Source organism: Pseudomonas sp. WSY_20, from assembly GCF_043104335.1.
GTDB classification, from domain to species: Bacteria; Pseudomonadota; Gammaproteobacteria; order Pseudomonadales; family Pseudomonadaceae; genus Aquipseudomonas; species Aquipseudomonas parafulva_B.
Genome location: NZ_JBICKP010000009.1, coordinates 82,966 through 98,452, shown reverse-complemented (window position 1 = coordinate 98,452; position 15,487 = coordinate 82,966). Strand labels below are relative to the sequence as shown.

12 protein-coding genes and 1 pseudogene are annotated in these 15,487 nt (G+C 64.7%); 5 read left to right on the top strand and 8 right to left on the bottom strand.

Annotated elements, in window-relative coordinates; genetic code table 11:
• Positions 1–44 precede the first annotated feature (44 nt).
• Both ACF8E5_RS01365 and ACF8E5_RS01360 read left to right on the top strand, forming a co-directional pair.
• Positions 45–1,565, top strand: a complete 1,521-nt coding sequence (locus ACF8E5_RS01365) for an FAD-dependent oxidoreductase (RefSeq protein ID WP_392474795.1) — start codon at positions 45–47, stop codon at positions 1,563–1,565.
• Positions 1,566–1,649: 84 nt separating this feature from the next.
• On the top strand, positions 1,650–3,566 hold the full coding sequence (locus ACF8E5_RS01360) for a sigma-54-dependent Fis family transcriptional regulator (protein WP_197844453.1): 1,917 nt from the start codon (positions 1,650–1,652) through the stop codon (positions 3,564–3,566).
• 46 nt (positions 3,567–3,612) lie between these two features.
• On the opposite strand, the gene aldA is transcribed toward ACF8E5_RS01360, so the two are convergent.
• From aldA to ACF8E5_RS01340, 4 genes are all read right to left on the bottom strand, one after another.
• On the bottom strand, positions 3,613–5,046 hold the full coding sequence (aldA, locus tag ACF8E5_RS01355) for an aldehyde dehydrogenase (RefSeq protein WP_058639297.1): 1,434 nt from the start codon (positions 5,044–5,046) through the stop codon (positions 3,613–3,615).
• 7 nt (positions 5,047–5,053) lie between these two features.
• Complete coding sequence (locus ACF8E5_RS01350; protein WP_230379099.1) at positions 5,054–7,177, bottom strand: PQQ-dependent dehydrogenase, methanol/ethanol family; 2,124 nt, start codon at positions 7,175–7,177, stop codon at positions 5,054–5,056.
• Positions 7,178–7,417: 240 nt separating this feature from the next.
• The gene (locus ACF8E5_RS01345; protein ID WP_392474794.1) at positions 7,418–8,122 is read right to left on the bottom strand and encodes a TraX family protein; all 705 of its coding nucleotides are present in this window, start codon (positions 8,120–8,122) and stop codon (positions 7,418–7,420) included.
• A gap of 6 nt (positions 8,123–8,128) precedes the next feature.
• Positions 8,129–9,202 (bottom strand): metal-dependent hydrolase, encoded by a 1,074-nt coding sequence (locus tag ACF8E5_RS01340; protein WP_392474826.1) that lies wholly within the window; start codon positions 9,200–9,202, stop codon positions 8,129–8,131.
• Positions 9,203–9,425: 223 nt separating this feature from the next.
• Here ACF8E5_RS01340 and ACF8E5_RS01335 point away from each other — a divergent pair, with 223 nt between their 5' ends.
• On the top strand, positions 9,426–10,370 hold the full coding sequence (locus ACF8E5_RS01335; protein WP_058604556.1) for an alpha/beta hydrolase: 945 nt from the start codon (positions 9,426–9,428) through the stop codon (positions 10,368–10,370).
• Here ACF8E5_RS01335 and ACF8E5_RS01330 read toward each other — a convergent pair.
• Positions 10,321–11,052 (bottom strand): hypothetical protein, encoded by a 732-nt coding sequence (locus ACF8E5_RS01330; protein WP_058639248.1) that lies wholly within the window; start codon positions 11,050–11,052, stop codon positions 10,321–10,323. The genes ACF8E5_RS01335 and ACF8E5_RS01330 overlap by 50 nt on opposite strands.
• 113 nt (positions 11,053–11,165) lie before the next feature.
• Positions 11,166–11,957: a histidinol-phosphatase gene (gene hisN, locus ACF8E5_RS01325; protein ID WP_058604555.1), complete on the bottom strand. Its 792-nt coding sequence runs from the start codon at positions 11,955–11,957 to the stop codon at positions 11,166–11,168.
• A 214-nt stretch (positions 11,958–12,171) separates the two neighbouring features.
• Between hisN and ACF8E5_RS01320 the strand changes: the two genes are divergently transcribed.
• The gene (locus ACF8E5_RS01320; protein ID WP_230375251.1) at positions 12,172–12,345 is read left to right on the top strand and encodes a hypothetical protein; all 174 of its coding nucleotides are present in this window, start codon (positions 12,172–12,174) and stop codon (positions 12,343–12,345) included.
• A 120-nt stretch (positions 12,346–12,465) separates the two neighbouring features.
• On the opposite strand, the pseudogene ACF8E5_RS01315 reads toward ACF8E5_RS01320, so the two are convergent.
• Positions 12,466–12,574, bottom strand: a pseudogene (locus ACF8E5_RS01315) (AMP-binding protein); the annotation flags it as partial.
• A 166-nt stretch (positions 12,575–12,740) separates the two neighbouring features.
• Between ACF8E5_RS01315 and ACF8E5_RS01310 the strand changes: the two are divergent.
• A complete protein-coding gene (locus tag ACF8E5_RS01310; protein ID WP_392474793.1) occupies positions 12,741–14,876 on the top strand; it encodes a TonB-dependent siderophore receptor in 2,136 nt (711 codons plus the stop codon).
• Positions 14,877–14,927: 51 nt separating this feature from the next.
• On the opposite strand, the gene ACF8E5_RS01305 is transcribed toward ACF8E5_RS01310, so the two are convergent.
• Positions 14,928–15,449 carry an acyloxyacyl hydrolase gene (locus tag ACF8E5_RS01305; RefSeq protein WP_058604547.1) on the bottom strand — a complete coding sequence of 174 codons (522 nt, stop codon included), beginning with the start codon at positions 15,447–15,449 and terminating at the stop codon, positions 14,928–14,930.
• Positions 15,450–15,487: the final 38 nt, after the last annotated feature.

Genomic DNA, 15,487 nt, shown 5'->3' with positions numbered 1-15,487 from the left:
ATCGGCGTCGAACCCTTCCAGAGGCCCCCTTTGGAGAATTCACCATGACCGAACACGCCGTGGCCCGCCTGGCCGACCTCGATGAACACACCCCCCTGCGCGTGGAAGCCGGTAGCGAAGAGCTGATCATCGTCCGTCAGGGCGATCAGGTGCGTGCTTTTCAGGGCAACTGTCCTCATGCAGGCGCGCCGCTGGATGAGGGCCGCGTCTGCGGCGGCTTGCTGATTTGCCCATGGCACAAGGCCGCGTTCGCCGTGGACGAGGGGGCCGTGTGCGAGCCCCCTGCCCTGACCGACCTGCGCCGCTACAAGGCCTGGGTCAAGGATGACCAGGTGTGGGTGGACGACCGCCCTCTGCCCAAGGCGCGCCCGCCCCGGCACAGCGATGCGCGGTGTTTCGTGGTGCTGGGGGCCGGTGCGGCAGGCAGTGCCGCCGTGGCCACGTTGCTCCGCCATGGCTTCAACGGCCGCCTGGTGTGGATCGACCAGGAGCGCCAGCCGGCCTACGACCGCACGGCCCTGAGCAAATTCGTGCTCGCAGGTCAGATGGCCCCGGATGAGGTGCCGATGCTGCTGGAGCCTGATGACCTGCGGATGGGGCAACTGGAGCGTCGGCACGCCAAGGTCCGCTCGCTCAATGCCCAGAAACGCCAGCTCCTGCTGGCCGACGGCCAACGCATTGACTATGACGCCTGTCTGCTCGCCACGGGCGCCAAGGCCCAGCGCCCGGATATCCCGGGGCGTGACCTGCCTGGCGTCTTCACGCTGCGCGCGCGCGCGGACGCGGCGCAACTGCTCGATGCCGTGGAACCGGGTAAACCGGTTGTGATCGTGGGCGACAGTTTCATCGGCCTGGAAGCGGCCTCGGCGTTGAGCGAATACGGTGCCCAGGTCCATGTAATCGGACGGCACGATGTCCCGCTGGCCAAGCAGCTGGGCGAGCGCATCGGCCGGGCGATTCGTGCCTTGCACGAGCGCAAGGGCGTCACTTTCCATGGCCCGGCCGAGGTGAAGGCGATCGAAGGCGTAGATCAGGTCGAAGCGGTCGTGCTTGGCAGCGGCGAGCGCGTGGACTGCCAGGCGGTGCTGCTGGGAACGGGGGTAGCCCCGGCCACGGCTTTTCTCAATGGGGTGTCGCTGGCCGACGACCATGGCGTGCCGGTCAATAGTGAAATGCAGGTGGCCGAAGGCCTGTGGGCGGCGGGTGACATGGCCACCTTCCCACTCGCCGGCCAATCGGTGCGCATCGAACACTGGCGGCTGGCGCAGCAACACGGCGTCATCGCCGCGGCAAACATGCTGGGCCAGCAGCGCCGCTACGCCGACGTGCCGTTTTTCTGGACCTATCACCATGGGCAGCGGTTCGAAGTGCTCGGCCACGCTCGGCAGTGGGACGCCATCACCTTCGTCGGCGCCCCGGAAAGCGGGGATTTCATTGCGCTGCAGTGCCTGGCGGATCAGGTACAGGCCGTGGTTGCCAAAGGTTATGCCTCAGCCATGATGCAGCTGTCGCAACGCATGAAGCGGCCGCTCACCACCGCCGAGGCCCTCGAACTGATCCACTGAGCGCCCTGGCCGCGCGTCTGGGCTGGCAGCGCGCCATCAGCTAGGGTTATCTTCACCCCTGATAACAATAACTGTGGAGCGCCCATGCCCGCTCATAACCCTGCCTCGGAACTGGCGGCCTTCGTCGACAGTCATTTCGGCCACCGCGGCCTGGTCCCGGAAGCGGTGATCGCCGAATCCTGGTACCGCAGTGTCACCCAGCACCGCCTGGACCCAAGTGTGCACCCGACGGACAATATGCTCAGTGCCGCCGAAATCCGCCAGCTGCAAGCCCAGCACCAGGCCTACCTGACCCTCGCCAGCCAGGGCGTGAGTGGCTTGGCCCGGCGGGTGGCCGATGCAGGTTTTGCCGTTTTGCTCAGCGATGCGGCGGGGGTCACGCTCGATGCCCGCCTGCCTGCCGACGCCGGGCACTTCACCGGGTCCGGGCTGGTGGTGGGGGCGCGCTGGGACGAGTCCATCGCCGGCACCAACGGCATCGGCACCGCGCTGGCCTCACAACAGGCGCTGACCATTCACCGTCAGGAACATTTCCTGGCCAGCAATGCCCGGCTCAGTTGCTCGGTCTCGCCGATTTTCGACAGCCATAACCACCTGCTGGGTTGCCTGAACGCGACCTGCTTGTACAACGATGGGCCCAAGCAGGCCCAGCACCTGACCTTGCAGTTGGTGACGCTGTACGCGCGGCTGATCGAAAACGCGCATTTTCGCCAGCGTTACCGCGACTGCCTGACCCTCGCGGTCAAGCCCTGCGACGGCGATGCGGACCTGGCAGCCGAGCAATTGCTGGCCCTCGACGAGGGTGGCCGTATCGTCGGGGCCAACCGGGCCGCGTTCAACAGCAACCCCCATGCCCTGCTCGGCCTGCGTATCGAGCAGGTGTTGAGTGCCGACATCGACCAGTTGCTGGCCCTGACCCAGGGCGGCGCTCGGGGCACGCAGCTGTACGATGCGTGCCAGGTCACGGGCCTTGAGGTTGGCCTGCGCGTGCCGCGCGCTTATCGCCCTTGTGCCTCGACTGCACCGGCGGCCTCTGCCAACGCGCATCCGACACTCGACCAGCTGGCCGGCGGCGACCCGCAGCTGCAGCACGCCGTCGCGCGCCTGCGCAAGGTGCTGGACAAGGACATCGCGCTGCTGCTCAGCGGTGAAACCGGCACCGGCAAGGAAGCGTTCGCTCGCGCCCTGCACCAGGCAAGCGCCCGAAGCGCCCGGCCTTTCGTGGCGCTCAATTGCGCTGCCATTCCCGAAGCACTGATCGAAAGCGAGTTGTTCGGCTACCGGCCCGGCAGCTTCACCGGGGCGGACCGCAAGGGCATGAAGGGCAAGCTGGAACAGGCCAACGGCGGCACGCTGTTTCTCGATGAAATAGGCGACATGCCGGCCGATCTGCAAACCCGTCTGCTAAGGGTGCTGGCGGAACGGGAGCTAGTGGCGCTGGGGGCGGCCACGCCGGTGAGGCTGGATATTCAGGTGATATCGGCGACGCACCAGGACCTGACTGCCAGGATCGCCACCCACCAATTCCGCGAGGACCTCTACTACCGGCTCTGTGGCATGCGCATCACGCTGCCGGCGCTGCGCGAGCGCAGTGACCGGGCGCACGTGATCGAGGGTCTGCTGGCACGTCTGGCACCAGGGCTGAACCTGTCAGCACCTGCACACGCCGCCCTGCTGGCCTACTCCTGGCCGGGTAACATTCGCCAACTGCTCAATGCCCTGCGCCAGGGCGCGGCCCTGGCAGAAGGCGGGTGCATCGAACTGGCCGACCTGCCCGCCGAGTTGCAGCTTGGGCAGGTCGAACCGAGCAGGACAATCTGCGCAACGCCGCAGCTTGGGCAGCAGGTCGAGGAGGCTGAAGCTGACCATCTGCTAACGCTGCTGCGCCGTACCCAGTGGAACATGAGCGCCGCCGCCCAGGCCGCTGGCATCTCGCGCTCCACGTTGTACCGCAAGATCAGGCGCCACGGCATCGTGCAACCCAATCGCCAGGGCCACTGAGCCCAGTGCCCTGCCGTGACGGCGGGGCACTGGCAACTGCCGAGCTTCAACCCTGGATGTAGACCACCTGCGTGCGCGTGTACTCATAGAGCCCATGCTTACCGTCGGCCCCGCCTATGCCCGACTTGCGGGCCCCGGCGTGGAAGCCTTGCATGGCCTCGAAGTTTTCGCGGTTGATGTAGGTCTCGCCAAAGTCGATTTCCCGGCATGCCTTGAGCGCGGCGTTCAGATCGCGGGTATAGAGCGACGAGGTCAGCCCGTACTCGCTGTCGTTGGCCAGGGCAATGGCTTCGTCCAGGTCCTCCACCACCTGGATCGGTAATACCGGCCCGAAGATTTCCTTGCGCATGATCTCCATGTCGCCCGCGCAGCCTGCCAGCACGGTGGGCTGATAATGAAAACCGCTGCCAAGGTCGGCCACCTGCCCGCCCGTGACCACCTGCGCGCCCTGGGCCTGGGCGGTGCGCACCATCTGCGCCACCTTGTCCAGGCCGGCCTGGTTGATCAGCGGCCCCATGTGCAGGTCCTCCTGCGTCGATGGGTCCCCATAGCGCGTGGCGGCCATCGCCTGGGCCACCTGATCGATGAACCGATCAGCCACCTGGCGCGCCACGTACACGCGCTCTGCGCAGTTGCACACCTGTCCGGTGTTGATCACCCGCGAGGCGACGATCGCGTTCACTGCCAGGTTCAGGTCGGCATCGGCCAACACGATGGCAGGCGCCTTGCCGCCCAGTTCCAAGTTCAGCTTGGTGATGTTCGGCGCCGCCGCTGCCATGATCCGTGCACCGGTCGCCACACTGCCGGTGAAACTCACCATATCCACGCCGGGGTGACTGGACAGGCCGTGGCCCACGGCGGCGCCTGTGCCGCCGACCACGTTGAACACCCCGGGTGGCAGGCCGGTTTCGGCCACCAGCCGGGCGAACGCGTAGCAGTTGATCGGGGTTTCCTCACTGGGCTTGACCACGATGGTGTTGCCGGTGATGAGCGCCGGCGCCATCTTGCGGGCGATCAGGAAGAACGGGAAGTTCCACGGCAGAATGCCTGCCACCACGCCCACCGGTTTGCGCATGAGAAACACATGCTCGGCCTGACGGTCGCTGGTCAACACCTCACCTTCCAGGCGCCGCGCCCACTCGGCCATGTAGTCCAGATAATCGGCCGTGAAGCCGACTTCCACCTGGGCCAGAGCCGGGACCTTGCCGCCTTCCAGGGTAATGGTCCGGGCCAGCTGGTCGGCATTGGCCCGTATCCGGCTCGCGATAGCACGCAGGTAGCCCGCGCGTTCCTGCGCAGGCCGGGCTGCCCAGGCCTTCTGAGCCCGGCGTGCCGCGCTCACGGCCTGGTCGACCTGAGCCTGCGAGGACTCAGGCACGCGACCGAGCAACTGGCCGTTGGCCGGGTTATGGACCTCAAGCAAGGCCTCACCGGGTTCGAACCGGTTGTCGATGAAGTTCTGGTAGACCGAATCGTTCATGAGCATTTCACTCCTGTGGTGCATTGTCAGCCAGCGATGAAGAGCTTGCCGGGCGGGCGCTGAACCGCTTCCAGACCTCGCCCTCCTCCTGCAAGTCGTGGGCACGCTTGATCAGGTACTGATGGACCTGCTCGACCTGCTCGGGGTTGAGGTTGTCGGCGAACGAGGGCATGCCATCGGGCACCCTGCCGCCGTAGAGAATCCCGAGGAACATCTGGTGCTTGTCGGCGCTCAGCTTGCGCAGGTCCGGCAGTACCCCGCCGCTGACCGCATGAATGCCGTGGCACTGGGAGCAGTTGCCGTCGTACAGCGCAGCGCCTGCGGCGACCGTCTCGGCGTTGGCCGTCAATGGCGGCGGCTTGGGCGCATCGGCAGGCGGGGCCGGCTCGCGCAGCTTGGCCGTGCCGCCCAGCTTGTAGGTCAGCACCTGTGCGTAGGGCTGCACGCCTGCACGCAACGAGAGTGCCCCAGCGAACGTGGAAAACGCGCCGCCCCAGCCCGCCATGAAGGTGACGTATTGTTCGCCGTCGACGGCATAGGTGATCGGTGCGGCCATCACGCCGCTGGCCGCAGGCGCTTCCCATAGCTTCTTGCCGGTTTCGGCGGCATAGGCAATGACCCGGCCGTCGGCGCTGCCTTCGAACACCAGGTTGCCGGCCGTGCTCAAGGTGCCGCCATTGAAGATGGTGATGTACGGCACTTCCCAGGCAGGCGCCTGCTTGACCGGGTCCCAGGCGATCAGTTTGCCTGACCAGGTCTTGGCCATGTCCAGCAGCCCTTCGGCGCCTTCGGGCATCATGCCGGTACGCAGCCCCAGCTGATAGACGCTTTTGAACGGGTTGCGCTTGGGCGCTTCGGGCACGTGCTCGTAGTAGGCGGACATGATGTGGGCCGGGATGTACACCAGCCCCGTCTGCGGGTTGTACGACATCGGGTGCCAGTCGTGCGCCCCCCAGAACGCCGGGGTCACCAGCTTGCGCTTGCCGTCCTTCCAGTAGGCCGCCGCCTCGTCATCGACGATGGGCCGGCCAGTCTTCATGTCGATGCCCTTGGCCCAGTTCACCGGCACAATGTTCTTGGCCGACAGCAACTCGCCGGTTTCCCGGTCCAGCACATAGAAAAAGCCATTCTTCGGCGCCTGCATCAGCACCTTGCGCGGCTTGCCGTCGATGGGCAGCTCGGCCAGGATCATGTGTTGGGTGGCCGTGAAGTCCCAGGCGTCGCCGGGCGTGGTCTGGTAGTGCCAGGCGTACTCGCCGGTATCGGCATTCACCGCCACGATCGAGGACAGGAACAGGTTGTCGCCCTTGGCCTGGCTGCGCCATTTGGGGTCCCACATCGCGCCGTTGCCCACGCCGATGTACAGCAGGTTCAACTGCGGGTCATAGGCGAAGGAATCCCAGGCTGTCCCGCCGCCGCCCCACTCGACGTAGGCATCCCCGTGCCAGGTCTTGCTGGCGATCTGCATGGCCTTATCCTCAGGCGGTAGCTTCGGGTCGCCCGGTACGGTGTAGAACCGCCATGCCTGGCGGCCGGTTTCGGCGTCGTAGGCGGTCACATAGCCACGCACGCCGAATTCGGCGCCGCCATTGCCAATCACCACTTTGCCGTTGACCACCCGCGGCGCACCGGTGATGGTGTAGCTGCGCGTGGTATCGGCGCGGGTGTCGACCGACCACACCCGCTTGCCGGTCTTGGCGTCGATGGCCTCCAGGCGACCGTCGAGCACACCGACGTAGACCTTGCCCTGCCACACGGCCACGCCCCGGTTGACCGCATCGCAGCAGGCCTCGCCCGCACGGTTGCGGTCGGACTGCGGGTCGTACTTCCACAGCAGCTGGCCGTTGCGCGCATCCAGCGCGTACACCACCGAGAACGGCCCCGTGGTGTACATCACCCCATCGACCACGATGGGAGTCGCCTCCACACCGCGGTCCAGGTCGAGCTTGTAGCTCCACGCCAGCCCTAGCTGGCTGACGTTGCTCTGGTCGATGGTCTTGAGGGGGCTGAAGCGTTGCTCGTCGTACGTGCGGCCATGGCTCATCCAGTTGCCGGGCTCTTTGTCCGCATCAATGATGCGTTGCCCATCGACACCGGCGGCAAAGGCCAGGGGTGTCCAACTGAGGGCCATGGCCAGGCAGCCGAGTGCAAGGCGTTGGGGGCCTGATCGATTCATGCGCTGTTCTCCGTTCTTGTTATGGCGACGCTGCGACGAGCGTCATTCCAGGCAGGAGCAACGGCTGTGCCAAACCGCCGGCTGACGGCCGGAGATACCGCGGTAGAGCCTTTGGCCGTCAGTGAGCAGGGGCCGGATACGGGCGAATGCTCGACACAGTTGCGTCAACCTTGGGTCAGAGGTGGAACAGGTGTGTCACAGCTGAACAATGCCCGCAGCTTTGATCAGCAAAAGGTGCAGCGGGTAGAACCCATAGCCCCAGCGACCCACTGCCGGCACGCGACGCCATCGGCTGTGCAACAGGCCGTTGCCGACCGGGATGGCCACGGCGGCAACCGTCAGCGTGACCCAGGTGAAGGGGGCGCTTAAGTGCGTCATCAACCAGCTGTTGGTCAAGTTGCCGGCAACCGCCGACAGGCACGGCACAAGCCACATTCGGCCCCCGTAGCGGTGGGCAAGCACGCAGGCGGCGGGTAGCAGCACCCCTGGCAGGCCGTACATCAGGTACGGGCTGCCAGCCCAACCTGCGCCCAGCGCGACCAGCCCCAGCAGCCGCGTTGCCAACTGGGTATGCTGCACGCCCCAGGCCAGCAGCAGGCCCAACAACAGCGTCGGCATGATGCTGAACGTGGTCGAGCCGCTGTCCAGCCAGCGGTAAGCGGGCTCGGACAGCACCGTGAACAGCAGCATCAGCCCCAGGTACCGCCCGTGGTGGCGATCAAGCAACGTGTCAGGCCCGCGCCGCACCACGTTCATGGCCATGGCCAGGCAAAAGAGCGGAAACGCCAGTCGGCCAACCACGAACAGGCCGTGGGCCTGCGGCCAGAGAAAGCGCAGGTGGTCAGCGACCATCGCCAGCATCGCGACCCACTTCACCAGGTCCAGCCCGCCTGAGCGCATGGGGGGCTACTCCACCTGGCCTTGCCCTGGCGTTGCAATGCGTGCGGTCCAGGCGGCCAAGGGCAGCGGGGGTTGCTGGAAGACGATGCGGCGCCAGATCAACCTCAGTGCCTGCCCGTCGAACAGATCGCGCGGGCCGCTGACGGTGTGCACGGCCGGCTGCTGCGTCTGCCAGCGGCCCTGCTCGCCCTTCCGTGCCATGTCAAAGCGGAATGTGTAGTTGCCCGGCGTACCCATGCGCAGGTCGGTCACCACCAGCCGGTCGCCGACCTGGTCGTAGCGCAGCCAGTCGTCGGTGAACCAGCGCAGCCGCTGGTGCAGCGGATCGTTTGCCAGCACCTGGGCCAATGACAGGTTGCGGTTCAGGCGCAGCATCTCTGGCGACTGGCGGTCCAACAGGCTACTGACCCCTTCGTAATAGACGCCGTCCGGCGCTTTGGCCAAGACCCGCCAGACCAGGCTGTTGAACGCCATGGGCACTGCCCGAACCTCGCTCACAGTCACGCCCTTGGCATCGAGCGCGGCCTGGAAACGGTGTTCTGCCAGGGTACGGCTGGCAAGGCCTAAGCCCAGGTACGTGGTGCTCAAAACCAGCGCCACGGCCATGAACCGTAGTGCGCGGGCATGGGTGCCACGCACGGCGGCGTAGGCCACCGCCACCAGCAACGGTACGGTATACACAGGATCGATGATGAACACGGCCGCCCAGCTTTGCGGGGTCACGTGCAAGGGCCAGAGCAGCTGGGTGCCGTACACGGTGAACGCGTCGAGCACAGGGTGGGTCACCAACACCAGCCAGAACGTCAGGAATAAGCAGGACAGCGTATAGCCTTTGTCCGGCCAGGCCCTGTTCACCAGCCATGCCAGAAGCGCTGCCAGCGCGGTCAGGACGAACACTGAATGGGAAAAGCCACGGTGGTAGGTCATCTGCGAGACCGGGTCGGCATAGCGGATGATCACGTCCAGGTCCGGCAGTGTGGCCAGCGCAGCGCCGTAGACCAGGGCCCGACGGCCCTGAATGCGCCCCAACAATGTGCCTTGCAACGCAGCGCCGAGAACGGCTTGGGTTATCGAGTCCAAAACAAAGCCTTCGTCAGGAGGGTGTCGGGCCACGCTACCTGCTTGCGGGGCGCTTGCGCAATCGGCGCACCGTGCGCACGCTCGCGCTGGAAACAGCTTGCAAAGAAGCTGACCCGCCGGCGGGTAATATTTCTTACATATGACCTGCAGCATTTGATAGAACTACGCCACGCTTCTTGTACGCTCCCGCGCCTTGACCACTTTCGAGACCCCCAAACTCCGTATGTCTACCCGGTTGTTCTCCGCCCTACGCCGCCGTTGGTTCAGCTGGCTGTGCGCTGCCACCTTGGTGCTCGCCCTGCCCGCCGGGTGCTCGGTCTTACAGCACAAGGAACGCGAGCTGGTGTTTCGCATCGAGCCCGGCCAGGCCAGCTGGTTCCATGGCCTGCCCGGCGGTGTTCAGGAGCTGGACCTGCGCCCGCGTACCTTCGCCGAGAACCAGAGCCTGCATGCCTGGTGGTGGCCCGCAAAACGCGCCGATGCCCCGGCCATTCTTTACCTGCACGGTGTGCGCTGGAACCTTACGGGCCAGCTGTTTCGCATCGAGCAGCTGCACGCCATGGGTTATTCGGTGCTGGCGGTGGACTATCGCGGCTTTGGTCGCAGCCGAGGGGATTTGCCTTCGGAAGCCACCGTGTACGAGGACGCTCGCGTGGCTTGGGAGCGTTTCGCCCAACTGCAACCTGATGCCAGCAAACGCCTGATCTATGGGCACTCCCTGGGTGGGGCCGTGGCGGTCGACCTGGCGCGCACGCTTACCCGTGAAGCCCGAGACACGCGCACCAGCGCCCCGGCGCGAGGGCTGATCCTGGAGTCCACGTTCACCTCGTTGGGCGATGTGGCAGGCGTGGTCGCCAATACATCGCTGCCGGTGCGCTGGCTGCTGTCGCAGAAATTCGACTCGCTGGGCAAGATCGGCGACATCGACCTGCCGGTGCTGCTGGTCCATGGCCTGGACGACCGCTACGTGCCCTCGCGTTTCAGCCAGCAGCTGTTCGAGGCCGCGCGCGAGCCCAAGACGCTGTTGCTGGTGCCGGGTGCAACGCACAATAACAGCATGAGCCTGGCCGGGCAGCGTTACCGCAAGGCCATCCAGGCCCTGCTCCAGGCGCAGCAGGTCACTGTACCGGCAGGAAATTCATCAGCAGCAGGCTTTGCGCATAATTGAGGCCGATACGGCGGTAACGCTCGTCGAGCAGCTCGGCCAGCAGGTCGAGGCGGGCAACCACCTTGCCGAACTCCACGGCAAAACTCAGGTTGCTGCCCTCCTCCGAAATTTCATTGGAGAACAGCAACAACACACCGTTGGCGTCCTGCCGCTGGCTCAGCATCCAGGTGGCTTTTTCGATGTTGCGCGCGGCGTTGTTGATGAACAACGGGTCGAGGGTGTCGGTCATGTAGAACGCGGTGCGCCCACCGTGGGCGGTGATCAGCATACTGCCGATGGCGTAGATGAACGCACCCACTCGATCACCGCGAAACTCCGGGCTCAAGGCATAACTCAAGGCAGCCAGGTCACGTCGATTGCCCAGTTGCGCCAGGGGTTGGCGCTGCTCGATGGCCAGGCGGATCTGGCGCTCGGCCGTGGCCGCGTCCAGGTAGCCTGAACGTTGCAACTGGTTGGGATTGCGCAGGTACAGCTTGTTCATCAGCAGGTAGAGGCTTTGCAGGTTGTCGCGCATCGACAAGGTGGCCAGGCGGTCCACACTGGTCTGGAACAGCTCGCTGGGTTTGCCTTCGCCTAGCTGGTTGACGATGTCGCGCCCCTGCTGCTGGGTGCAGGCGCACAGGCTGGCCAGGGAGCCTGCCAACAGCAGGCGAACTATCGTGGAGCAACTGCACACTACCATCGGCACCGCTTCATTTTCGGCGGCCACCGCGGGGATCGCGGCGGCCTGGGCCTAGCATAGAGCCCCGAAAGCCAAAAAAGTGCGGCAAGCGCCAGTCCGTGCAGTGACCTGAATTACATCGCGCCGCGCAGCAGCTCCACGACCTGGGCATGCAGGGCCGGGTCACCACAGGCCACCACGCAACCGCCCTGCTGCGCGCTGCTGCCATCCCAGGCGGTGATCACCCCACCTGCGCCCTCGATGATGGGCATGAGCGCCTGCACGTCATAGGGCTGCAAGCTGGCTTCGACGATGACATCCACAAAGCCCGACGCCAGCATGCAATAGGCGTAGCAATCGCCACCGTAGCGCATCAGCCGCGCCTGGCTGGCCACGTGCTCGAACGCAGCCTTGCGCGCAGGCGTATCGAACATGTCAGGGGTGGTGCACATCAGCGTGGCCGCTGCCAGTTCCTTGCAGGCGCGGGTCTTGAGCGCTCGCGTGCCCGACCAGGCACCTTCGGGCGTGCCGATGAACCGTTCGCCGGTAAAGGGCTGGTTCATCACCCCCACGACTGGCCGGGTACCGTCGTTGAGCGCGATCAGCGTGCCCCACAACGGCAGGCCGGTGATGAAGGCACGGGTGCCGTCGATCGGGTCGAGCACCCAGGTCAACGGGCTGCTGCCCACGGCCACGCCCGCCTCTTCCCCGAGAATGCCATGGTCTGGATAGCGCGCCTGGATCCGCTCGCGCATCGCGTCCTCGGCCGCCTTGTCGGCGACGGTGACCGGGTCGTACAAGCGACCGCCTTTGTCCTCGACCTCCAGGCTTGCACGAAAGTAAGGCGTGATGGCCGCGCTCGCAGCATCGGCCAACTGCTCGGCAAACTCACGAAACTCGGCAATCTGTTCGGCGCTCAGGGGCATGGAAATGGGGCCTTGTGCTAGTCAGGGAGGCGGCATGATAGCAAACCCGCTGATCGGCATGGCGCCCACAAAACAATATCAATATGGCATCATCGAGCCTTGATTTAGCCAGGACTCGCTCGTTGTACTAGCATACCTGTCACGCACCGATGCCGACCCAGGATGAGGGCTTGCACCACAGCCGGGCTTCTGCCCTGGCCTCAAGGACGATTCGATGAGCATCAATTCCATTTATCCGCAGATCGGCAAGATCATTGCCAGCATCCTGATGGCGACCTGGGCCAAGCGCAAATTGGGCGCAGTGCCAGTCCACCAGGTTGGCCAACATGCGTTGCTCGACCATCACCCCTTGGGTTGGCCGTTGGAGCCAGAGGTAGAGATGACGTAGTCCAAATCCGTACTCGTTTGTGGTGCGAATGAGAAGCTGGCTACGGGCCCGGTAGGCCACGACGGGTTGTCCAGTTCGATCTGTGGCCTGCCGTGCTTGGGCAGCGCGGTGCGAACCGCGAAAGGGTCAGGACCACGTGCGGGGCGCTGTCCTGCAACAGGTAAGCGATACGCTCTGCCGGGTGAGCCGGATCGATCGGCACGTAAGCGCCGCCTGCCTTGAGCACCGCAGCCTGACCAAATGGATGGCAGCTGGCTAGCGACCTGCTCATTACCGCCTGCGCATACAGAGCACAGGTGTAAACCGAAACAGATGCATTTGATAATGATTCGTAGTATTTTTCGCGGCGCGGTTAAACCTCCAACCTCAGCGCCCTACTTAGGATCGTACTGTCGATGCGTCGCACGTTCGTCTCGCTTTGTGTACTTCACGCCGTTTCTTCCCTGGCGTTTGCCGACCCGGCCTCCCCGCCCGACACCGCGCAAATCGAACTTCAAGCCTTGAGCATTACCGGCAGTGCCGACGCCGAGCGGGCCGATGGCCCGGTCGAGGGGTACAAGGCCAGTCGCTCGGCCAGCGCCACGCGCACTGACACCGCACTGCACGAGACGCCTCAGTCGGTCAGCGTGGTGCCCAAGGATGTCCTGCAGGATACTGGCGCCACGCGCCTGCAGGACGGGCTCGATTATGCCGGCGGCGTAGGCCGTGCCAACAACTTCGGCGGCCAGGGCCTTACCACCTTCACGGTGCGCGGCTTTACCACTGGCGAGTTCTACCGCAACGGGTTCCCGATCAACCGGGGCTACCCCAACGCGCCCGACGCCAACACGGTCGAGCGCCTGGAAGTCATCCGCGGCCCGGCCAGCAGCCTGTATGGCCGTGGCGATCCGGGGGGCACCTTCAACGTGGTCAGCAAGCAACCCCTACCAGACCCTAAAGTGACCCTGGGCAGTCAGTTCGACGACCAAGGCATGCACCGCGCTACCCTCGATGCCACCGGGCCGCTGAACGAGGATGGCTCCGTGGCCTACCGGCTCAATGTGCTGGGCGAAGGCGGCGACAGCTTCCGTGACGATGTGCAGGGCGAGCGCTATGACGTAGCGCCAGTACTCAGCTGGCAGGTCAACGACAGCACCAAGGTGGTGTTCGAAGGCGACTTCATGCGCAACAACCACCCCCTCGACCGTGGCCTGACCCGCTACGCTAGCCAACCGCGCAGTGCCTCGCGGGACACTTACATCTGGGAAAAGGGCAGTGACAACCTGCTGCACAACGACAACAACATTGCCCAGGTACGCTTCGAGCATCTGCTCAACCAGGACTGGACGCTGGCTGGCGGTTTCCAGTTCCTCGATGGCAGCCTGCACGGCAACGCCGTGGAGGCCAACAAGGCCCCGGTGGATGGCCGCACCCTGGAGCGTAACTTCAACTGGCGCAAGCTGCAGTGGACCGACCGGGACTGGCAACTGAACCTGACGGGGCACTTCGACACAGGCGCGTTCAGCCACACCTTGCTGACCGGCGTCGAATACGAGAACTACGATTACAACTCCATCATCCAGCGCTCCTCGGCGCGCGATGGTACCTACCCCATCGATATCTATCACCCGGTACTGGGCCAGCCTCGCCCTGCCCTGACGCGCACCACCACCTGGGACAAGGAGAACCTGCAAACCTGGGCGTTCTTCATTCAGGACCAAGTGGCCCTGACCGAACGTCTCAAGGCGCTGGCCGGGGTACGCCTGGAGCGCTTCGAGCATGACTACGACGACAAGATGCCCACCAACCGCGACTTCAGCAAAGGGGAAAATGGCGTCACGCCGCGCGTTGGGCTGATCTACGACCTGACCGATACCCTGGCGGTGTACGCCAATACCGCGCGCTCGTTCAAGCCCAACACCGGCACGCCCGCCAGCGGTGGCGGCTTCGATCCGGAAAAGGGCAAGTCTTATGAGCTGGGGTTGAAGTGGGCGTCGCTCGATGGCCAGCTGAGCGCGGATGCCGCGGTCTATCACATCATCAAGGAAAATGTCCTGGCCAACGATCCAAGCGACCCTACCAACACCTTCAAGGTGGCCGCAGGCCAAGTGCGCAGCCGCGGGCTGGATATCAATGTGGCAGGCAACCTGACCCCCGAATGGCGCGTCATCGGTGGCTATTCCTATGTCGACGCCGAAGTCACCAAGGACACCAGCCTGCCCAGCGGTACGCGCCTTGCCAATATCCCGCGCAATACCTTCAGCCTGCTGAACACCTACGAGTTTCAGGACGGTTTGGCCAAGGGGCTCGGGTTGGGCGTTGGGGTGAAGTATGTGGATGACCGCGCCGGCCAGACCGCAACCACCACCTACACCATGGAGCGCTACAGCGTGGTGGACCTGCTGAGCTTCTACAAGGTGAACGAGCACGTACGCCTGAACCTGGACGTGAAGAACCTGTTCAACAAGGGCTATGACGAAGGCTCGTTCAACACCTACGCCTATCCCGGCGCGCCGCGTACGGTGCAGGCCGGGGTGGCCTACACCTTCTGACAGGCACTCGACCGGCTCGGCGGCAACGCAGCCGCCGAGCCGGGCTGTTCATCAGAAGCCTTTGCTGTAGAACAGCGAGTACGACTCGATGCCATCGTTAGGCTGGCGGATGCCGGCGTTGGAGTAATGGATGGCGCGGATGCCGACCTTCTGCTCCGACGGCAACTTCAAGCCCAGGCCAATACGGTCTTCGAAGTTGAAGGACGAGCCCAGGCGCTGGTCGCCGACACGGGTCTTGGAAAATGCCGCGATACCGATACCCGCTTCGATGTAGGGGGTGTAGGTGAAGCCGCTGAACTCATAGGTGAACACCGGGCTGAAGGACAGCGAGTGGGCACCGCTGGCGTCACCGCCTTCCCAATAGGTGTAGCCCGCGTCCCAGTAGCCGGTCAGGTGACCAACACTGGTTTCGAACCACTGCTTGTCCCAGTCGAAGGACAAGCCTGCACGGTAGGTCATGTCGCCTTGGCTGGTAACACCGACAGCGCCGGAAACCTGAGCAGCCTGGGCCAGGTTCGCCCCGGCGAAGGCCAGCACGGCGGCAGCCAACGAAGCAGCGATACGGGATTTCATCTATGACATCTCCTGATGGTAAGTGCGACAGCTGGAAG